The sequence below is a fragment of the Oceanipulchritudo coccoides genome (genome assembly GCF_010500615.1).
Classification (GTDB): Bacteria; Verrucomicrobiota; Verrucomicrobiia; order Opitutales; family Oceanipulchritudinaceae; genus Oceanipulchritudo; species Oceanipulchritudo coccoides.
The window spans coordinates 425,918-446,911 of sequence record NZ_JAAGNX010000003.1; the positions used below are offsets into that span (position 1 = coordinate 425,918).

A 20,994-nucleotide genomic window follows, 5' to 3' on the forward strand; every position below is an offset into this window, starting at 1 on the left:
TTAGGAAAAGCCCAGAAGGCGCCCTCCTTGAAAGACAAGGAAAGCCATCAACCAGGCGAAGGCAAACATATAGACAAACTGGAAAATCGGCCAGTGCCAGGAGCGCGTCTCCCGGCGGACAATTGCCACTGTGCTGACGCACTGCAGGGCAAAAACGAAAAACATAAGCACGCTCAGGCAGGTCAAGGGCGTGAACAGCGGGCTGTGGTCATCGCGTTGGGCCGAGCGGAAGGCATCGACAATCGAATCATCCGCCTCGTCATCGACCCGGTAGATGATGGCCATGGTCGAGACAAAGACTTCACGCGCTGCGAATGAGGACAGAATCCCCACCGTGATTTGCCAGTCATATCCCAAAGGACTGAAGGCTGGCTCAAGGACTTTCCCCAAGCGTCCGGCAAAGCTGTATTCAAGCTGTGAATCCACCTCGGTCACGGTTTCAACAACCACCTCCTGCACGGGTGCCTCAAACTCAGAACGATCCTCCAGCAGCGGATAGTTCATAAGAAACCAAAGGACAATGGAGAGCGCAAAAATGACCGTTCCCGCCCGCTTCAGGAAAGTCCATGCCCGGTCGATCATTTCATGAAAGACGCTGTCCCAGCGGGGCAGGCGATAGGACGGCAACTCCATGATAGTCGACGGACTCGGGCCCTTGAGAAGTGTCTTCCGGAAGACCCAGGCAAAGCCGAGGGCAACGAAGGTGCCGAGAAAATAGAGAAGAAGCAGGATGAGCGATTTCTTGAGCGCGTGACCGGGTCCATCGGGCAGCATGGCGGCGATCATGACCAGATAGACGGGCAGCCGTGCTGAACAAGTCATGAATGGGGCCACGAGGATCGTGACAATCCGTTCCTTCGGGGACTCGATGGTTCGCGTGGCCATAATTCCCGGAACAGCGCAGGCGTACGAACTCAGGAGAGGGATAAAGGACCTTCCGTGCAGTCCCACTTTGCTCATCATGCGATCGAGGAGAAAGGCCGCCCGAGCCATGTAACCCGTCGATTCAAGTAGCGCGATAAAGAAGAAAAGGAATAGAATCTGTGGCAGGAAAATAACCACTCCCCCAACCCCGCCAAAGATGCCGTCGACGACAAGGTTCTTTAGCTGCCCGTCTGGAAGCAAATTTCCTGCGCCGTTCCCCAGCCAGGCAATCAAGCCATCCAGCGCATCCATAAACGGGACTGCCAGAGTGAAAATGCTGTAGAAAAGGACGCCCATGACGAAGGCCAGCACGGGAAAACCAATAAAAGGGTGTAGCAGGATTCGATCAACCCGCTCAGTTACTGATGTCTTTTCAGGATTGTACCGTTTGACGCACTCACGCATCACATCGCCGATCCAGGCATAGCGGTGGGTAATCCACTCGCTCCGCCAACCCGGAATTTCCACATCAAAGCGCTTCTGCCAGTCACGGATTTGTTGCCAGACCGACTGGCCCAAACCGGGATCTTCGTCGCAGGAAAGAAGTAAGCGCGCCTCGCCGTGCGCAAGAACAGAATCAAGTGTTTTCCGGTGTTCAAAGAGCGGAACAAGATCCTCGATCGCCTCCTCGACAAGGGGTGGCTTCTCCATATCCAGCTCCGGCACCGGCAACGGGTGCTGGCTCAGGGCCAGACGCACTTCCATGACGCCTTTTCCACGCGCGGCCTCGCAGGGCACAACCGGCACCCCCAAGCGCTTTTGCAGGCGCTCAACATCGATGCGCATCCCGCGACGCTCCGCCACGTCCATCATGTTCAAGGCCACAACGGTCGGTAAACCCAGTTCAATGACTTGGGTCGCCATGTAGAGATTGCGCTCCAGGTTGCTGGCATCCACACAACAAATCACTGCGGTCGGCTCGGGCAGGACATCGATTCGTCCGAGCAATGCCTCGACTAGAATTTGTTCGTCGGGTGACCGGGCATTGAGGCTGTAACTTCCCGGCAGGTCGAGAATCCGGATAGGATGACCGTGCTGGGAATAAAGAATGCCCTCTTTCCACTCGACCGTCACTCCCGGGTAATTGCCCACCTTTTGGCGTAGCCCCGTAAGGGCGTTAAAGAGCGTGGTTTTTCCCGAGTTGGGATTGCCCACAAGGGCAACAAATGGTGGCTCTGTTTTCAATGCGCTAGACAACTGAAATTCCTATGCGGGCGGCCTCTGAGGACCGAAGCGACAAATGGAATCCGCGGACTTCCACTTCAAGGGGATCACCAAGCGGGGCGCGGCGAACAAACCGGATTTCCGTACCCGGCAAAAGGCCCATTTCCATCAAACGAAGACGGTCCCCCTCGCCGCCCGTGAACTCCTTCACGATACCGCGCTGCCCGGGCTCCATGTCCTTTAACTTCACCACCGCATCCATTGACGGTAATCTCCGCCAACTTTATCCCCTCGTCAACTCCTTATTGAGACTCGTTCCCATTTTCAGGAACCGGCGGGAAGAACAACTGTCTGGAGAGCCTGACCGGGGATACGGATGGTCATTGGCTCGGGGCGCCCAGGCAAATTGATCGAATAGAGCGCATCCTCCTCCAGCGGGTTAAAAACGACCACGGCAATTGACTGGTCGGGATTGCGGAAAGCGGTTGCGAGGAATGCGTCATCCTGACCGGAGAGGCCAACCCGCACGGCCCCTGGACGGACAAATTTGCTGACGTGGGCCATCGCGTAATAAAGGGGCGTGTAGTAGATCCGGTCGCGTCCGCTATCGACGAGGATTGGGGCGAGGCAGTAATTACGGGCATGATTGGGGCCGCCCCTGAAGTTAAGAAGCAGGTTCCAATCGATCCAGCCGGTCAGGTGGTGATTGAGTCCCTCAATGAGGTCCCTTGCATAGCGGTAAAAAGGCCGATATGGCGGGTGATCGGGCTTGTCCTCGTCACTGGCCCAGATGTAACCCCAATCGGTTGCTTCAGCCCGCCAATACCAATCGTCCTCAAGCCAGGCCCCGATTGTCTCATCGTCGCCCATCGCATCAATGCAACCTTCCGAGTGAAGGATCTGCTTGTCGGGAAAGGCCTGCTGGACCTGGTCGAGTACCTCACCCGAGGAAGAAACCGTGCTTTCGTACCAATGGACGGCGGTACCTGCGACAAACGCGGCCGCCTCTTCGTCCCCAAGAATGGTGTTGGTCCAGTCGATCAATTCGTCATCGCGGTTCTGGTCAAAGATCCAGATCAGAATGTCGAGTTCCGCTTTCTTGAGGGTCGGTCCAAGATGATCCTTGATAAGCACCCGCATTTCATCGGGCGTGAAATGCGTGCTTTCCCAATTAGCGCCGTTGCCAAGAGGCTCGTTCATCGGGGTGATTCCCCAGATCGGGATGCCTTCAGCCGCGTAGGCACGAATGTATTTTACCAGATAGTCCGAAAAGACCCCGTAATATTCCGGGAGCAGTTTACCGCCGTTCCAGGTCTTGTTGTCCTTCATCCAAGGCGGAGCCGTCCACGGTGAAGCAAGAATCCGGAAATCCGCCCCAGCGACTGCCTGCGCCGACTTGATCAGTGGCAAAAGCCAGGTCCGGTCGGGTTCAATGGAAAAATGTTCCAGCTCAAGGTCCCCGGTCACAGGGGCGTAGGTGAAATTGCGGAGGGAAAAATCACAGCTCGCGATATGGGTGCGCGTTAGCGAATAATGTGCTCCCTCGGGAGAAAAGCAGGCCTTCAGTAATTCCGCCTGCCGCTCCTTCGAGAGTTCGTAAAAGACCTCGGCCGCCGACTCGGTAAAGGACCCCCCGATACCGAGAAGGGTCTGGAATTCCCGGGATGGATCCACCGACAAGACACGCACTTCCTCGGTTTCGGGAATTTCCGACAGCTCCCGAACCTTCGCCAGACGGTCTCCTTGACGGGTCGTCTGATGGATTTGTGCGGTAAGTCCGGTTGAAATTAGAATGGAAAGCAGGAAAAACGGGATTAGTTTCATAATTTTGCGGGTTTGCTGGTTAGGAGGTGATTTCGGGTGTATACTAGCTATTATGACCAGGATGCCGACTGAGGAAAGCCAAATGCATAATTATGCAAGCGAAAATATCAACCCCCACCCGGACTTAAGGAAGCTCTCGCCTGCAAAAAAATACCCAACGGGCAAAAGCAGGCACGGCAATTTAACCAAATGCAGTGAGTCCAATTTTGTAAAATTGCATTATTGTGCATTATTGGCTTGAACTCCCATAACGCCTCATGCAAAAACCACTGTTCTGTTATTTCGTAGCACTAAAATCCCCTTCAAAAGTAACCCTAATCAATAAAAACATGAGATTCAAAAGTACACTCCGTGCAGGCTTCATACTCCGCTTCGCCGCAGCAATTGCGGCAATTGGACTGTTTGCCTCGAACGCCCACGCGCAAGCCAACATTATAGCAAACCCCAGCTTCGAGGATGGCTGTACCACTGACACTGGCGGTGTGAATTCGGGCTTTGATATTCCCAACGGATGGGAAGCCTTTAATGGTGGGGGTTGCAACTCGGATGCGGCGCGCACCGGGACTGGATCAGCTTATTTGAACAATAATGGCATCGGAAACTTCAGTGCACCGGCGCTCATTCAACAGGGATTCGCTGCCGTTCCCGGCGATATTTTCTATTTCTCAGGATGGGTCAAGGTCGACAATGAAATCGACTTTGCCACCTTCAAAATCAACTTCCGGGACACCGTCGGAGCGACAAACCTTCAACCGGTCGTCGAGGACCCCGAGCTCCTCCCGGGAACGTTTATCGACAATGATGCCTCATTCCCCGGAATTGCAACAGATGCGCTGCAAGGATCCACCGTTTCAAACGGCGGGACTCTTTCTGACGATTGGATATTTCTCGAAGTCCGTGGAACCGTCCCTGAAAACTGTGACCTCATCCAACTCATTATCCTGCATGTTCCGGTGGCCGACGGGGGCGTCTGGGTAGATGACGTCTTTGGATACAAGCTCGACGGACCCAGCTACATTTATCCTAAACAACAGATAGTTGCAGTTCCAAATGGTGGAGATATCGATGTCACATGGCAATCCGTTGCCCCGCGTGATTATGTCGTTGAATCAACGACTCTGATCGACCCTGTATCCACAGTCTGGGTGGATGAATCCGGTGTCGTTGGTGGTACCGGTGAGGAAGTGACCTTCACGGTCTTGGGTGCAGCTCCAGCAGCTGGCCAAAAGAAGTTTTTCCGCATTCAATCTGATCCAATCGACCGTGGACCGATTCCAAACGGATTGATCCAAGACCCCTTCGATACAGGAAGCCCCACAATGACAGATTGGCTGGGCAAGGCGGTATTCACACAAGGGGCTACAGTTGAAGAAGGGCCCTACAATACAACAGAGGCACCCTTCGCCGTGATTGACAGCAACTCCGCCACCTTCGGAATCAATGATTTAAAAAATGATGGCGATGCATTCTGGGATGGAGGCACAGCTGAAGTCTCAGTTTACCAATCATTCCCAACCCCGGAGAACACAGATGGGGTACGCCCCTTTGTGAACCTTCGCGGCAGAACCATTATTTTCCGCGGAGGAGTGACGATCTCTGAAGCATATGATTCAGGGAATCTGGGGGAAGTGTTCATTGAGTTCATCGGCACTAATCATGAAGTTGTGGGATACAAATCCTTTGACATCAGCCAGGACAATCCGGCGACTGGAGATTATGATAATGGCTTCATGAATGCCACAACTGACGGCAAATTCTCGTTCTTTGCCTATGTTCCCGAAAGCGACTTGAATTACATCAATGTCGGTTTTCGCAATACGGGCACAATTGATTCTGCAGGAGAGATGAGCATTATCGACTCTGTCGTACCCACGCTCCAAATCATCAGCGCAGCTACACTCGCTCCGTGGCTTGGCGAAGCCGTTCCGGATAACACAAACCTCGTGCGGAATAATCTATTCACTGAAGGCACTGAAGGACTTGACGAATGGGAGCTCTTCCAGACTTGGGAAAATGATACTATCACACCGCTTTCTGACGGAAATGTTACGGCCAGCAGTGGTGTAGTCACCTTTGGAGTGGATGCCACTGATAGTGGAGCAGCCAGCTTCCAGCAGAACTTCTTCCTCCCGAAGAATAATGCCTATGCCAACAACACGTATAATGTTTACGACCGGTATGTCACCATTTCCGGAAATGCTGTGGCCAGCGGTTACGCGGGCGGGAATTTTCCCGAGATTGGCATTCAGGTCCTGAACTTGGGTAACTCAATTAACGCAGCCACCCTGTTCATTTCAGACCTGACCACATTCGATGACATCAATTGTGATGGAACAACTTACGATCCAGTTACCGGTGCATTTACCATCTCGACCCTGATTCCTGCCATAACAGATGGAATCAATGCCATCCAGTTGGTATTCCGTAACAACATTGTTACCCCAGGGGGTGGCGGGCAGCTGGAGATTTCCAATGTCTCCATGGTGGTGGCACCCGTCGCCGATCTCGGGACCGCGACAGTGACAGGAACCACAACCCCTGCCGCAGGGGTTGATGAATCCTACAGTGTTGCTATCAGCGGGAGCGCGACTAACCTCGATTACGTCTGGGAAGTGTTCCCTGATGATCCGTTTGATTCGGCCACCATCACCGGTGGAAATTCCTCCAGCGTAACAATCAACTTCGCTGACCCGGGAGACTACACCTTGGTCGCCACTGTTTGCGACCCGACCGCCACCGATGGCGTCTCTACTTCAGGCATCGTCCTCATAACCGTTCCTTGATATATTTGCCTATCCGGTTCATTTCCCCCACCCCCACTCTTCCGGGGGTGGGCGGACCCGATAGCTCTTGCCCACCTGGATGCCTTTGATCTGCTTTTATGATGAGTCAGGACACACCCTGATCGACCATTAAAAAAGATCGAACTTATCTCCTCAAAGCCTGTCCTTGTTAATTCGAGGACAGGTTTTTTTAATTCTGCATAAAAAAACATAATTTTAATTTGACCTTTCTCTCTATAAAGTGAAATTGAATGCAATAACCCTATCGTGACCCTGATATGACTAAATATTCCGCCCTACTCTCTATCGTAACAGTCGCATTTGCCGCGGCAAACCTCTCAGCCAACGCCCCAGAAGGCTACGTTCTCGAATGGTCCGACGAATTTGATTATGTTGGAGCTCCAAACCCCGAATTCTGGACTCATGAGGTCGGAGCAGGCGGATGGGGAAACAACGAAGTGCAGGTGTATACCGATTCCCTTGATAATTCTCGTGTAGAGAACGGGAATTTGGTCATTGAGGTGCACCAAGTGGATGGAGGCAGAGTCCCAGGCTATACTTCAGCACGCTTGATCACCCGCGAGAAGGCGCAATGGAAGTATGGGCGGATGGAAATCCGAGCCAAGCTACCGAGCGAAACAGGCACCTGGCCTGCCATCTGGATGCTTGGAGCCGACCGCCTCTACGGAAACGGAGGATGGCCAGACAACGGTGAAATCGATATCATGGAGCACGTTGGCTACGAAGAAGACCCACTGTACCTCGACTTGGTCGGCAACCCGGAGGTTCCCAACATACACGGAACCGCCCACTTGGGAAGAACCTCCTTTATCAGGAGTGATGGGGGTGTAGGAAGCAATGGTGATGGCGACAGCACTTATCTCTCTGATGCCAGCACCGAATTTCACACCTATGCCATCAATTGGACGGAAGACCTGATTGAATGGGAAGTCGATGGCATCAAATACTTTTCCCTGGAGCTTCCGACTTTTCGTGTTCCTCCACCACAACCCCTGTATTACTATTGGCCTTTTGACCAAAGATTCTTCATGATTCTGAATGTTGCTGTTGGCGGAAGATGGGGCGGAAATTTTAGTACCGGCAGCTTTCCGAGCTCTCCCTATGGACGTGGAATCGATGATAATGGCGTTTGGCCGCAACGCATGGAAGTAGATTACGTCAGAGTTTACAAAAAAGATGAGCCGCCGGAAGCGACCCCTGTCCCCGGCCGGATCCTGGCGACGGATCTCGACCACAGTGACGGCATCCTGATCGTCCAATCCGGAGTGCCGGAACTCCCACACAATCTGGTTAACATTGATCCGGATGATTCTGCAGAATTCGCCATCACGGTCCCTCAAGCAGGCGCCTACATGGTTCATGCCACAGTCGCCACTCCCAATAACAGCAGGCTCCTCTCTCTCAGCGTTCCTGACTCAGGAGATTCTACACCCGCAATCGAGCTTCCCAACACTGGAAGCTATGATACTTGGCAGTCAGTCGAATTGGGCGAAATAAACTTGATGGAAGGCCTCAATACGTTAACTATGACTACATCAACTGGTGGGTTCACCATTGCTGCGTTTGATGTCAGTGAAGGTGAGGGATCGGTCTGGAAAGGTCTAAACATAGATGCATTTGGAAACGCTCAAACAAACTCATGGCTGGGGCAGATCAATATCAATGCAGCGCCATGGATTTATTCCTACCAGTTCGAAGACTACATCTTCATGCCGGTCGCTCTGGAAGACACCTTTAGCGCTGACAACCAGTGGATCTTCATTCCTCGCTAATTTCCAACCCACAAAAAACCTCTAAAAACAAACCTATACTCATTATGAACAAAAAAATAACCGTAGCAACCGCCCTGGCCCTCCTGACGGGTTCCATGGCCTTTTCAAATACCCCGTTGATTGAAAACCCGGATTTCTCCGCTGGTTACAAGGATTCTTGGATCCTCGGTGCCAACATCTTCCCGGGCGGAGTTTGGGCAGCCTTCTTGACTGCTGATAACACCGACCAAATCAATCCATTCCTCTGGAGTAATCAAGTTGTCCCGGGTGGCTCGGGTGTCACCATTAATTCATGGGATGACGGTGCCTCCGACCGGATCGAACAATATCTTTTCAATGAGCATACCGCCGCCTCGCCAAATGGTGATCCAGCCTTCCTCCGGGTTCTGTTCAAACCTGGCGACGTCATCCGCTTTACAGGTTCGGCAAGGGCGACACGTGTCGGCGCTGACACAAGTGATATGCTGATCCGTGCCTTCATCAAGACATTGGGATATAACCCGGATGCATTCGGGATTATTCCGCAGTATACTGTATTTCACAATATTGGATCCGCATTGGAACCGTTCGACCTGACTATCACCTACCCGGATGATGTGACAGCCGAGCCCTTTCAGGTTATCCAACTGGGCTTCGAAATCACTAATGAATTTGATGGGAATTCCTTCACCATGGATTCAGGAACGATCTACTTCGAAAACCTTTCAGGTTACATCGAAGGCGATGCATCTGTGACTTGGGCTGGGTACGATGTCGATGAGAACGGCTTCGCCGATACAGGCGCATGGATGGGCATCGTTAATGTTACTTCGGATCCATGGATTTATGTCTATGACCTCGGGAAGTACATCTACATTCCAGCCGAGGCTGTCTCTGAATCAGGAGCGTGGATTTACGCCCTTGACCAGTAATCATTCAAGTAATTCTGCCAGCCGGAGATCAACTCCGGCTGGCTCTTTTTTTTAGCCCTCCCCTCTTACCCTCTCTTGATTGAAACACCACAAACTTAGAAAAATGGAAACAAACTCACCCCATTACAAACTGCTCGGCTTGTTCCTGGCCACGGTCCTATCAACGGGATCCGCCATTGGACAGGATGATGCCGGTTCAAATGATCCTGTATTTGAACTTTCACCCTTTGAAGTCGAGACCAGTGGCGACAAGGGTTACTACGCCTCAAATGCCATTTCCGGATCACGTATCAGTGTTCCGATCCAGGACATGCCTTTGACCATCGAGGTGGTCACGTCAGAATTTATCGAGGACACCGGCGCCACTGACCTTCGGGATTCCCTGAAGTACAGTGCGGGTATTCTCCTCCAGTCCCAGAATGATGCCTACGGATCAACCAGCAATGTCGGCCAAATCAACAACCCTGAAGGGGCGACCGGCAACAAGAGCGATTCCTCCTTCAAAATTCGGGGATTTGTTCTGGAGAACACTCTCCGAAACGGTTTTCGGCGGCAACATGCCACCGATACGATTAACATTGACCGTATCGAAGTAGTTCGCGGACCCAGTGCCCTCCTCTACGGGGTCGGGAACTTCGGAGGTGTGGTCAATTATGTCACCAAAACCCCTCTTCCCGAATTCCAGCAGAATTTCAGCATTGGGGTTGGTTCAGATAGTTTCCAGCGTGCATCCATAGACAGCACAGGCCCCCTTTTTCTCGAAAATCTCGGCTATCGCCTGAGTATGGCCATCGAGGATCGTGAAAGCTGGACCGATATCAATACTGAGGATCACTTCTTCATTGCTCCCGTTTTGCAATGGCGGATTTTTGACCGCATCAAGCTGACTCTCGATTATGAGTATGGAAAAGCCGATGAGAACGGTGTCAGCTTCCGCAGTGTTCGGACTCCGTCCCTTGAAGGCGTGAACATCTTCCAGTCTGACCGACTGGAGACCTTTGGCTTCCTGGAATTCTCGGAAGACAAGAACGCCAACCAAGTTCTGGATCCCGGAGAGGACCTGAATGACAATGGTCAGATCGACTTTACGCGCGACCCCCGCACTTTCCGTTGGTCAGGTCCGGATACCTTCATCGATACAGAATCGCAAAACGCGAATTTCTCGGTTGAGGTCAAGATCCTCGACAACCTGTATTACAATGGTGGTCTCAATTACTCCAGGGTGAATTTTGTCACCCGTGACGTCTTTGGCGGTATCTCCAGGGGTAGCGGGGCTGATGCAGCTCAGGTCATTCTTGATGACATGCAGGCCAATGGCCGTGGCTTCCTTGCCCGTCAGGTTATTGATGGTAAAAACAGTGATACGGTTGTGCCTGTTTATGACGGCGTTTTCCAGTACAACTGGGTCGGTTCGGATGAGCAGATCGACTGGCTTCAACATCGTCACGAGCTGAACTTTAGCGACCGCATTTTCGAAGGAAACAAGTGGCTCGAGTCCGAACACAACATCCTTCTCGGCTACTCCTTTGAAAGTCAGGACTACGAGAACACTGCCTACCGGTCTAATGGGGCGACGGATGACTTCATGTACAAGGATCCGACCGACGAAAGCTACATCCGTTTCGACACAATCTGGGACGGATCCCCCAGTCTGCCCTACGAACCCCTGCGTATTGATGGCAATACGGCTGAGAATGTTGGCATGTATGGTGTTTATTCCGGCCGTTTCTTCGATGATCGCCTCTTCCTCGTTGCCGGTATTCGTGAAGATACGACCCAAAGCAAGGATGGATTTGGTGAGGTGATCGGATCACGTCAGGGTCGTCAGTTTTTTGAAGACTCAGAGGTGAAGAAGCAGACCAGTCAGTTTGGTATCAGCGTTGAAGTCATCGAAGGATTCACTCTCTTCGCCCTGCAATCGGAAGGTGTTGAGCCAAACTTTGGTGGTGAGCGTGATGGAAACGGCATTGCTCTGGATTCCACGGTTGCCGATGCCACCGAATACGGTTTCAAGTTCAATCTGTTCGACGGGCGTATTGCCGGTACTATCAGCAAGTTCAATATCCAGCGCGAAGGTCTGCCTTTCCGTTACTGGTGGGCCCCAGCTCCTGTGCATGGTCAGTTCAGACCATCTGATGACATCATTTACCGCTTGGACGGCGTCAACCCGGACATCGCGAACAGGGACCCGGATACCGGGGAAATCATCAATCCTTATCAAAGGGCAACTGAAGCCGAATGGCTTGCTGCGAAAGCAGCGACAGGATCAGGTCCGAAAGGAGCTGTTTATACGCAGTCAAATGATGACGGTACATTCACCTATTTGAATGCCTCGACACCTGAGGGAGCTGCGTGGCTTGATGCCATCTTCCGGGAACTGCAGGACGCTTTTCTGCTTCCCCTGGATGACCCCAACAAGGATCTCGATCCATGGCTTGGATTCCTGTACGAGGGCTTGGACGACGAGGAGGTCAACACTGCAAGTGAGGACCGCTCCGACCAGGGTTATTACCAATCCATTTCCGATGAATCGGATGGTTGGGAAGCTCAAATTATCATGAGCCCGCTCGAGAACCTGCAGATTATCTTAAACTACTCTCATGTTGAACGGCAAGTCATCGATCCAGGTGCTTTTGTACAAACACCATTTGTTGAGGGTAATGAAGACCGCTGGGCGACTTGGTTCTTCCCGAACGCAAACTGGGGACTTGGTGGCGCACCTGTTGAACTGGTCTATCCAGGCGGAGACGGTCCATACCTCCCGAACACCGATACATCCTCTTGGACCGGTGTTGGCTGGGGCAAGGGAGAATCACTCGATGATACTCCTGAGGATGTCGTTTCCTGGTGGGCCCATTACACCTTCCTTGAAGACAGCCTGTTCAGCGGGTTGGAAATCGGTTTTGGTGGCCAGTGGGAAAGCGAGCGCGAATACGCCTCCGCATTTACCTCGGCTGGACAGAAGAAACAGAATGAGACCGGAACCACCATCAAGGCTGTCACCGACGCGCGTCTGACACTCAATGCGATGGCGAAGTATTCATGGGTCCGCGACTCATACGATGCCTTCCTCCAGCTGAATGTGGACAACTTCCTCGATGACCAAGACCAGTATGGTTACATCTGGGCACCCGGGATTTCCTGGAAGATCAACTTCGGAGTCACTTTCTAAGCGATTCGAATAGGATCTGAAAAGGGCGGGATGCAAATCCCGCCCTTTTTTTATTCCACTAAAAATGGGAAATTGGCCGTCGCAACAATCTTGCCTTCGCCTAACATTTATAGGAACAGGCGGGATGCCCCACTCCCTCCCTTGATGAAACACGGTTCACGATCCCGCACAAGCAATCTGCGCGCACAGAACAATGAATAATCCTGCAAATAAATTCCGTTGCCAGTTTATGAAATAGCCGGTTGCGAGGGGAAATTTTTATTTTCTGGGAGGGGCCGTTGTTTCTCCAGCAATCAGCCGACCCGCGACCATAATATGCCGTCTGGGAGCTGATGGGTGTGTCACTCGCCTCAAAAGAGAAACCACGCTGGATACACCGATGTCCCGGAAAGGCGTCCGGATAGTGGTCATTTGGGGTAATCCCTCAGTGGGAACTTCCCCGTCAAATCCTGTGATGGAAACATCTTCCGGCACGCGGATGCCATCTTCCCGGAGAGCCTTGATGAGGGGGTAGGCCTGGTGATCGGCAGCGCAAACAATTCCGGTCACGCCTTCGCTGATCATTTTCTTCGCCCTCTGGAGAACTTCCGGCACCTCAATTTGCCCTTCGCGATGCACATTGATCACCCGGTCACCATGAAATGGCAGGTGAAAACGGTATAAACTCTCCACAAAGGCCCCAAACCGCCTTTCTACCCAAGGGGTGGGCACCGTGTACTTCCAGCTGAGATAACCCAGTTCCCGATGGCCCAATTCCACCAGATGGTGGACCATCCGGACTATCCCCAAGGTCTGATTTACCCCTACACAATCGACGTCAACCTCCTCAAAATCATTCAATACACAAATTGTCGGAAACTTGCTGATTAGATTCCTTACTGATTCCTCCCTGAAAGGATAGAGAAGGATAAAGCCTAGTAGATTTGCATTTCTCAATCCGGGAAGGATCCGGCGTGCCCGGGGTGTGAGATTGAAATCGGCAGGATCAACGTAATTCACATTTAAGGTCAACTTTTCGGCCGCCAGACGCTCACTGATGCCCGCCAGAATCTCCCGCGCGGTCCCCACCCGACGGTCCGCGTTTGAAGGAATGCCCGCTACGACCGCAACCGAGTCGGCTGCCCGCGGACGCTTTTGTGTCAAATTTCTCGGCGGGGAATACGCATACCCGATTTCAGCTGCCAGCTCGAATACCCGCGCCCGGGTTTCCGGGTTGATTTTCGGGTGGTTTGTAAAACATCGTGATACTGTTGTCCGGGATAATCCCAGTCTCTCCGCAATTTCCTTCTGATTCATTAAACTCATTCAGCTTGACCCGTCCCGCCTGTCAATGAAATCGCTTGAAGTTGCATCTTAATCACCTCTGTCCAGTCGGCCCGCCAGCCCAATAGATATGTTGGTGAAGACATCAATTTAGACTGCATATTTATGCAATTTTTTGTTGCATCACGATGGAGATACCTGAGATAACTTTAATCCTGATGAGCCGAGTCAACCAGCACAAAATTGCCGAGATGCTACAGCTGTCACAAACGACAGTTTCCCGCTCTCTGGCGAACCACCCGGCCATTAACGCAGAGACAAAAGCCCTTGTTTTGGATACTGCGGCGAAACTTGGCTACAGCCAGCGTATCAAGCGGACAAACACATCAGAATCAACAACGCAGCCATCCATCTGGGGAGTTCTGATTGCCATGCCCAAACAATTCAGTGGTCCCTCGGAGACCTTCCAGCAAGTCCTTCGGGGCATTGCCGACAAGAGCTCCCTCCACGAATCTGTTCTGGACGTTGTCTATTATGATCCTGCCGAGAAAAACTCCCAGAAAATCCTTCGCAGAGTCCGTTCCACCGGATGGAAAGGGGTCATCCTGATTTATCCTCTTGATCCAGTCATGGCACATGAAATCGCCAACCAGGTGCCCTGCGTTTCCATCATTGAGAATTACCGGCACGATCTGATTGACAGCGTTGATGTGGATCAGAGCGAAGCCATTTATACGCTTATCAAACAACTGCATGACCAGGGGCACCGTAAGATCGGCTTTATGAGCTGGGTCTACGGTGTCGACACGCCGTGGGTCATGCGCAGATTTGGCAGCTATGTCGAAGCACTCTTCCGGTTGAAACTGGAATTCAATCAGTCCACTGCGATAAATGTTCACGCCGGACAGGAGCTAACGCCCGAAGAGTGCGCACAACGCGTTGCCGAACAAGTCCGAAACGGCGATATCACTGCTGTAGTATGCGCTGCAGACCATCAAGCATATGCCCTCATTGAAGACCTTGCCACTGAAGACATCCGTGTTCCGGAAGATCTTTCCGTGACTGGTTTTGATGGTGTCAATCCACCGCACCGGCAAAAACAGGTGGCCACTGTCCTGGTTCCTTATGAGGAATTAGGGCGATCCGCGACGCATCAGTTAGTTCGCCGTATCGAACAGCCCACCGCTCCCCGGAGACACATCCTCGTGGATGGTGATATCCAAACCGGGGAAACCATTTCAAGAGCAACTGGTTAGACCCTTTGCTCGAAAGGAAAACACATTATGACTAAAAAAACACACCTAGAGAACACCCCACCCTCATCGATTTCTCCCGATTGCCCCTTAACTGATAATCTTGAAAAGGAGGTCAAGGGAAGCGTATTGGAAGAAAGCGGACAGACTTGGTACCGTATTGAGCGAACAGACCTGATGGGCAGTTTCCTGATGAGCCTGATCAGTGACTCAGACCACTGGCTATTCATCACAAGTTCCGGAGCCTTGACGGCGGGCCGGATAAATCCCGACCATGCGCTGTTGCCCTACTACACCCAGGACAAGATCGAGGACTTGTCCGCATCCACTGGCAGCCGGACGATCGTGCGAATCCACCAGGATGAAGGTGCGACAACTTACTGGGAACCCTTCACTGAGCACGGCAAGCGGGGCGCCTGTATTGAACGACATTTACAGAAGAATACGACCGGCAATCATATCATTCTCGAGGAACGAAACAAGGATCTGGGACTTCTGATCCGGATTAGCTGGCGCCCAAGCGGTCGCTTTGGATTTGTCAGGAAAGTCGAGATTTTGAATGAGAGCACCAAACCCCGCCGGATTGAAGTCCTGGATGGTTTGCAGAACATTCTTCCTCCGGGATTGGCACAGCGTTTTCAGAATGAGTTCAGTATTCTTGGCAACGCCTACAAGCAAACCGAGCTGGTGGAACCGGCCGGGATGGGAATTTACCATTTGAGTTCCGAACCAACGGACCTTGCCTCTCCGATGGAGGCCCTGAGAGCGAATATCGCATGGCAATGCGGGCTTGATAAGCCACTTTATCTAATCTCTGAACAGCAGCTCTCGAGCTTTCTCGCTGGCGGGAAATTGGAGACGGAAAGCGAATGCCGGGGGAAGCGCGGTTCCTACCTGACATTGGACGGGCATGAATTGAAGGCAGGCGGGTCGGCTTGCTGGTACAACTGTGCGGATGTGGATAAGGAGCCGGGGGAAATTGAAGAGCTGCTCGAGCTTATCTCCTCTTCGACGGAATTGCAGGAGGAAATCGAAGCCGATTGTGAACGCACCCAGGAAAACCTTTTGAAAATGCTTGGCCAGGCAGATGGATTGCAAAAAAGCAATGAATCGAGCCGCACCATGAGGCACACCTCCAATACGGTTTTCAACCTCATGCGGGGCGGGGCCCTTATTACAGGTTACGAGCTACCGGTCGACGATGTGGTGAAGACAGTGACTCGTTTCAACAAGGAGGCGGGCAAGCGCCTCAAGGCACTGCTTCCGGCCGATGAAAAACTTCACTGCCGCGATCCGTGGAGCAGTGATCACCCGCTCTGCAAGGCGGATGGGGATGCCCGCCGTCTGGTCCGGGAATATCTCCCACTGAGTTTCAGTCGCCGACATGGTGATCCCAGCCGCCCTTGGAACCGTTTCAGCATTGAGATCAAGGAGGATGACGGCTCTCCCCGGTTCAATTACCAAGGCAATTGGCGGGACATTTTCCAAAACTGGGAAGCCCTGCTCCATTCGTATCCGGAATATCTCGAAGCCGCTATTTTCCGGTTTCTCAATGCCACCACTGCGGATGGTTACAATCCCTATCGCCTGACCAAGGAAGGGTTTGAATGGGAAGAGCTCGAACCGGGAGATGCCTGGGCCAACATTGGCTACTGGGGCGATCACCAGATTATTTATCTCCTGCGTCTGCTTGAAGCTTCAACGCGTTTTCATCCAGACCGGCTGGCTGGACTTCTCAGTGAGGAAGGATGCGTCTACGCGGAAATCCCTTACCGGATTCGGTCCTATGAGGAAATCCTCAATGATCCTCGGGAAACGATTGATTATGACGAGGAGTGGGCCAAGCGGATTGAAGCCCGGGTCGAGCAAAAGGGATCAGACGGCAAGCTCATGCACGGAGGCGAAGGCGCGATCATCAACGTCAGCCTCATGGAGAAGTTGCTCGCTCCGCTTATGGCCAAACTGTCGAACTTTGTCCCCAGTGGAGGGATTTGGATGAATACGCAGCGGCCCGAGTGGAACGATGCCAATAACGCTCTTGTCGGCTACGGGATTTCCGTTGTTACGCTGGGGTACGTCGCCCGATACCTGCGATTCCTCATCACCGAATTCGGCGAAACCCTCGAATCCGGAGAATACGCCCTTTCCAGCGAGCTCGGCGAGCTTCTGACCGCGCAGATTAACGTGTTCACCGCCACTCCTGGCGAGGTCTCACCTCAGGAACGCTTTGCCCTCATGCAAAAGCTCGGCCAGTCAGCCAGCGATTTTCGTGGCAGCCTGTACGACAATGCGCTTTCAGGAACGAAGACCCAGGTGACCGGCAAGGACATTCTCGAGTACGCCAAGTCTGCCTTGGCGCATGTGGAATTGTGCCTCAGGGAAAACAAACGCGAAGACGCCCTCTGGCACTCCTACAACCTGATCAAGATCGAGGACAAGGCAATCGAAGTTTCCCACCTGCATGTCATGCTTGAAGGGCAAGTATCTATCTTGAGTGCTGGAATTCTCGATACAAATGAATCCCTTGAGCTGTTGAAGAGCCTGCGGGAAAGTGAGCTCTACCGGGCGGACCAGGACAGCTATATCCTGTACCCGAACAAGAGGCTTCCCGACTTTCTCGATAAAAACTGTCTTTCCAAGGAGGATATTGATGCCATTCCCCTGCTATTGAAGCTGGTCTGGGCAGGCAACCAATCCCTGGTCCGCAAGCGTTCGAAGGGTTCATATGCCTTCAGCGGAAAACTCCGTAACAAGCAGGATGTGGAGAATGTACTGAATGGGTTGGCTGAGAACCCGGATTTCTCCGACCTTGTCTCCTCTGATGGTCCGGCGGTTCTGGAATTGTTCGAAAACACTTTTAATCACCATGCCTTCACGGGTCGTTCCGGAACATTCTTCGCTTATGAAGGATTGGGCAGCATTTACTGGCATATGGTCTCCAAGCTGGTTCTCGCCGTCCAGGAGCTCATCCCGATGGGAGATCAGCAAAAGGCCACTCAGGAGCTTATTGAGCGGTACCGTGCCCTGCGTGACGGCATTGGCATCAGCAAAAACCCCGCCCTTTATGGGGCAATCCCCACCGATGCGTATTCCCATACGCCTGAAGGGGCGGGAGCACAGCAACCCGGGATGACCGGCCAGGTCAAGGAAGACCTCCTGATACGCATGGCGGAACTGGGAGTCTATGTTGCAGATGGCTTGATTGGATTCCGGACCGATCTTCTTTCACGGGAAGAGCTCCTCGATCATAAGACCGAGTTTGTCCTGCCGGGATTGACCGGAGGCGAGATCACCGAGGAACTGCCAGCAGGCTCGCTGGCATACAGCTTCTGTCAGGTACCCGTCATCTACCTCAGCGGACAGGACTCATCTTGCGTCAGCGTTGAGCTTGGAGACGGCACTGTTGAAGAGTTACCCGACATGCGTATTCCCAAGGAGTTAAGCCGGGAAATATTCAACCGCACGGGGAAAGTTGCCCGAATTCGGGTTCGCTTTCCCTAAGGGGATAAAGAAACTCAATCAGTTCTCGAGAATTTCCAGTTCGTACCCGTCGGGATCGGTAAGGAAAGCCATCCGGAAATTGTTGGCAGCGGCTTTCTCTTTCCAGTCTCCTGGCCAGATTTCAAAGCCGTCGGCCTCCAGCTTTGCGCAGTATTCGGCGATATCATCGACACCGATACAAGTATGCATGAGGTCCTCCGGGACTTGTACTGTATAGTCCGGGGAATAGGTCAGCTCCAGCGTGTGGGCATTCCCGGGTAATTGAAGATGAACAATCTGGTTACCGGCTGGTGACTTGTCGTTGCGTTTAAGCACTTCAAATCCGCAAGTTCGGGAATACCAATCGATGGAGCGCTCGAGGTCACTGACCCGAATTCGCGTATGGAGGAATTTTGTTGTCATGATTCGATCCTTTCTCAGTTGCCAGCTACATCATTCCAGACTTCTCAACAGCCTGCCGCAGCTCGTTTTGGAAATCCTGCAAGTCTTCCTGCGAGGGCTTGTAGCCGGGCTGTTTCGCATTCAGGGAAAGTCGCCCCATTTGATCGAGATGCCACTGTGCGGAAACGCCATCGCTGAACGTGACCTGCCCGCTTACCAAGGCGTCCGGACGCGTGACCTTGTCGAGCGTCACAGATACCTTGCCTGCTTGGGCTGAGCCCACCTCCTCGACTTTTGGGTCATCAAACTGGGGCCCTACCGCCTTGATTTCCAGATCGAGATCATCAACCAGAAAGCGCAAGTCCATGTACGTTATTCGTACATCCATCTCAGTCTCAAGGCGCTTTTGTACATCGGAAAGACTGGCTCCTTCGCGAATCCAGGCCGCTACAGACGATTTTTGCTCATCAGTTAAACTCATACCCTATCAGGGTGAGTAAAGATTCCCTGGAGGCAACTGTGGAGTCCAGATTATTGACGGTTCCCGCGCAACTGGCGGACAAGATACTCAACCGAGTTCCGGACCTTTTCGTCCTGCTCCATCATATTCTCCACTGTCTTGACCGCATGGATAACCGTTCCGTGGTCGCGCCCGCCAAAGGACTCCCCGATTTCCTTCAAGGGATGATGGGTGAGCAGTCGGCTCAGATACATCGCCACCTGCCGCGGAAAGGCAATATGGCTCGGACGGCGCCGATTCTGCATGTCGCTGAGACGAAGGTCATACATTTCAACAACTTTGCGCTGGATGCGCTCAATGGTGATCTGGTGCTGGACCTCCTCTTGAAGGATATCGTGGATAAGCTCCTCCGCCTTGCGACGTGTCAAAGGCTCGCGGATGAGGCGGGCGAATGTTCCCACCTTGATAAGGGCCCCTTCCAGGCGACGTACGTTCCGCGTGATTCGACTGGCAAGGAATTCGAGAACTTCCTCGGGGATCAGGTCAAAGCCCATGGCCATGGCCTTCTTCTTCAAAATGGCGGCCCGGGTTTCCAGGTCCGGCGGCTGGATGTCTGTTACCATTCCCCACTGGAAACGGCTGATCAAGCGGCTTTCGAGCTTGTTTATCTCGCTTGCCGGGCGATCACTGGAAAGGCAGAGCTGGCGCTGGCTTTCAAAGAGCTCATTGAAAGTGTGGAAAAATTCTTCCTGGGTCCGCTCCTTGCCCTCAAGGAATTGGATGTCGTCAATCAGAAGAACGTCGACTTTGCGATAGAAGCGCCGAAAGGAATCGAGGGAATTTTCCCGGATTGCCCGCAGAAAGTTGTTGGTGAACTTCTCACAGGAGAGGTAGACCACTTTGGCCTCCGGATTGGATTGCTGAATGGCATGAGCCATTGCATGCATCAGGTGAGTTTTGCCCAGCCCGGTATCCCCATAAACAAAAAGCGGATTGTAGGCGCTTCCCGGAGAGTCCGCGACAGCGGTCGCCGCTGCATGAGCGAGCTGGTTACTCGGGCCGACAATAAAGTTATCAAAGGTATTTCTCGGATTCAGGTATGGGTTGCGGGCTGGATGGAGTGTGCGTTGCCCTGTCCTGCCAAATTTACCTCCACGACCGCGGTCTGAATCAACATCAACAGGCTCCCTTGGAGCCACCTGGACAGAACCACTGTCTTGGGCCGTAATCCGGACCATGACTTCCTCCCCGGCAATGGCCGCGGCCTTCTCCCGGATCAGCTCGAGGTAATTATCCTCAAGCCAGATACGGGCAAATTCGTTCGCGGCCCGTAATTCAAGTGTCCCGCTTTCGTCAAGAATGGCATCAATCGACTGAAACCAATTTGCGTAAATGTCTTGGGATAGGGAATTTCGGAAGTCTTGTAGGACTTCCGTCCAGAGGGATTCCGTCACAGAGGAGTGTGGCATGATCGTTCAGATGGCAATTTATTCACACTGCGGGAACGACCTGGCAGTCCACACCAAGACTCACGGGAAAAGAAGCAGTAACTGCCTCACTATCAA

13 protein-coding genes are annotated in these 20,994 nt (G+C 52.6%); 6 read left to right on the top strand and 7 right to left on the bottom strand.

The features are described from left to right. The 3 genes from feoB to G0Q06_RS12300 form a co-directional block, all read right to left on the bottom strand. Window positions 1–2,109: a ferrous iron transport protein B gene (feoB, locus tag G0Q06_RS12290; protein WP_238710800.1), complete on the bottom strand. Its 2,109-nt coding sequence runs from the start codon at window positions 2,107–2,109 to the stop codon at window positions 1–3. Window positions 2,110–2,113: 4 nt separating this feature from the next. Further along, window positions 2,114–2,338 carry a FeoA family protein gene (locus G0Q06_RS12295; RefSeq protein WP_338045136.1) on the bottom strand — a complete coding sequence of 75 codons (225 nt, stop codon included), beginning with the start codon at window positions 2,336–2,338 and terminating at the stop codon, window positions 2,114–2,116. Window positions 2,339–2,412: 74 nt separating this feature from the next. After that, window positions 2,413–3,912: a glycoside hydrolase family 30 protein gene (locus G0Q06_RS12300; protein ID WP_163966503.1), complete on the bottom strand. Its 1,500-nt coding sequence runs from the start codon at window positions 3,910–3,912 to the stop codon at window positions 2,413–2,415. Window positions 3,913–4,241: 329 nt separating this feature from the next. Here G0Q06_RS12300 and G0Q06_RS12305 point away from each other — a divergent pair, with 329 nt between their 5' ends. From G0Q06_RS12305 to G0Q06_RS12320, 4 genes are all read left to right on the top strand, one after another. Next, window positions 4,242–6,695 carry a hypothetical protein gene (locus G0Q06_RS12305; protein ID WP_163966506.1) on the top strand — a complete coding sequence of 818 codons (2,454 nt, stop codon included), beginning with the start codon at window positions 4,242–4,244 and terminating at the stop codon, window positions 6,693–6,695. Between the two features lie 278 nt (window positions 6,696–6,973). Next, on the top strand, window positions 6,974–8,488 hold the full coding sequence (locus tag G0Q06_RS12310) for a family 16 glycosylhydrolase (protein WP_163966509.1): 1,515 nt from the start codon (window positions 6,974–6,976) through the stop codon (window positions 8,486–8,488). 44 nt (window positions 8,489–8,532) lie between these two features. Then, window positions 8,533–9,399 carry a hypothetical protein gene (locus G0Q06_RS12315; RefSeq protein ID WP_163966512.1) on the top strand — a complete coding sequence of 289 codons (867 nt, stop codon included), beginning with the start codon at window positions 8,533–8,535 and terminating at the stop codon, window positions 9,397–9,399. 103 nt (window positions 9,400–9,502) lie between these two features. Next, on the top strand, window positions 9,503–12,571 hold the full coding sequence (locus G0Q06_RS12320) for a TonB-dependent siderophore receptor (RefSeq protein WP_163966515.1): 3,069 nt from the start codon (window positions 9,503–9,505) through the stop codon (window positions 12,569–12,571). Between the two features lie 258 nt (window positions 12,572–12,829). Here G0Q06_RS12320 and G0Q06_RS12325 read toward each other — a convergent pair whose 3' ends face one another. Then, window positions 12,830–13,867, bottom strand: a complete 1,038-nt coding sequence (locus tag G0Q06_RS12325) for a LacI family DNA-binding transcriptional regulator (protein ID WP_163966517.1) — start codon at window positions 13,865–13,867, stop codon at window positions 12,830–12,832. Window positions 13,868–14,052: 185 nt separating this feature from the next. On the opposite strand from G0Q06_RS12325, the gene G0Q06_RS12330 reads away from it, so the two are divergent. Beyond that, window positions 14,053–15,090 (top strand): LacI family DNA-binding transcriptional regulator, encoded by a 1,038-nt coding sequence (locus tag G0Q06_RS12330; RefSeq protein ID WP_163966519.1) that lies wholly within the window; start codon window positions 14,053–14,055, stop codon window positions 15,088–15,090. A 27-nt stretch (window positions 15,091–15,117) separates the two neighbouring features. Further along, window positions 15,118–18,588, top strand: a complete 3,471-nt coding sequence (locus tag G0Q06_RS12335) for a hypothetical protein (RefSeq protein ID WP_163966522.1) — start codon at window positions 15,118–15,120, stop codon at window positions 18,586–18,588. Window positions 18,589–18,606: 18 nt separating this feature from the next. On the opposite strand, the gene G0Q06_RS12340 is transcribed toward G0Q06_RS12335, so the two are convergent. The 3 genes from G0Q06_RS12340 to dnaA are packed head-to-tail and all read right to left on the bottom strand — an operon-like array spanning window position 18,607 to window position 20,898. Continuing rightward, window positions 18,607–18,990 (bottom strand): VOC family protein, encoded by a 384-nt coding sequence (locus G0Q06_RS12340; RefSeq protein WP_163966524.1) that lies wholly within the window; start codon window positions 18,988–18,990, stop codon window positions 18,607–18,609. 25 nt (window positions 18,991–19,015) lie between these two features. Continuing rightward, window positions 19,016–19,450 carry a hypothetical protein gene (locus G0Q06_RS12345; protein WP_163966525.1) on the bottom strand — a complete coding sequence of 145 codons (435 nt, stop codon included), beginning with the start codon at window positions 19,448–19,450 and terminating at the stop codon, window positions 19,016–19,018. A gap of 50 nt (window positions 19,451–19,500) precedes the next feature. Then, a complete protein-coding gene (gene dnaA / locus G0Q06_RS12350) occupies window positions 19,501–20,898 on the bottom strand; it encodes a chromosomal replication initiator protein DnaA (protein WP_163966528.1) in 1,398 nt (465 codons plus the stop codon). Window positions 20,899–20,994: the final 96 nt, after the last annotated feature.

Coding starts and splice junctions, on each gene's coding strand:
- G0Q06_RS12315 (WP_163966512.1), top strand. CDS start 8,533: ATGAACAAAAAAATAACCGTAGCAACCGCCCTGGCCCTCCTGACGGGT.
- G0Q06_RS12320 (WP_163966515.1), top strand. CDS start 9,503: ATGGAAACAAACTCACCCCATTACAAACTGCTCGGCTTGTTCCTGGCC.
- G0Q06_RS12330 (WP_163966519.1), top strand. CDS start 14,053: ATGAGCCGAGTCAACCAGCACAAAATTGCCGAGATGCTACAGCTGTCA.
- G0Q06_RS12340 (WP_163966524.1), bottom strand. CDS start 18,990: ATGACAACAAAATTCCTCCATACGCGAATTCGGGTCAGTGACCTCGAG.
- G0Q06_RS12305 (WP_163966506.1), top strand. CDS start 4,242: ATGAGATTCAAAAGTACACTCCGTGCAGGCTTCATACTCCGCTTCGCC.
- G0Q06_RS12325 (WP_163966517.1), bottom strand. CDS start 13,867: ATGAATCAGAAGGAAATTGCGGAGAGACTGGGATTATCCCGGACAACA.
- G0Q06_RS12310 (WP_163966509.1), top strand. CDS start 6,974: ATGACTAAATATTCCGCCCTACTCTCTATCGTAACAGTCGCATTTGCC.
- dnaA (WP_163966528.1), bottom strand. CDS start 20,898: ATGCCACACTCCTCTGTGACGGAATCCCTCTGGACGGAAGTCCTACAA.
- G0Q06_RS12345 (WP_163966525.1), bottom strand. CDS start 19,450: ATGAGTTTAACTGATGAGCAAAAATCGTCTGTAGCGGCCTGGATTCGC.
- G0Q06_RS12300 (WP_163966503.1), bottom strand. CDS start 3,912: ATGAAACTAATCCCGTTTTTCCTGCTTTCCATTCTAATTTCAACCGGA.
- G0Q06_RS12335 (WP_163966522.1), top strand. CDS start 15,118: ATGACTAAAAAAACACACCTAGAGAACACCCCACCCTCATCGATTTCT.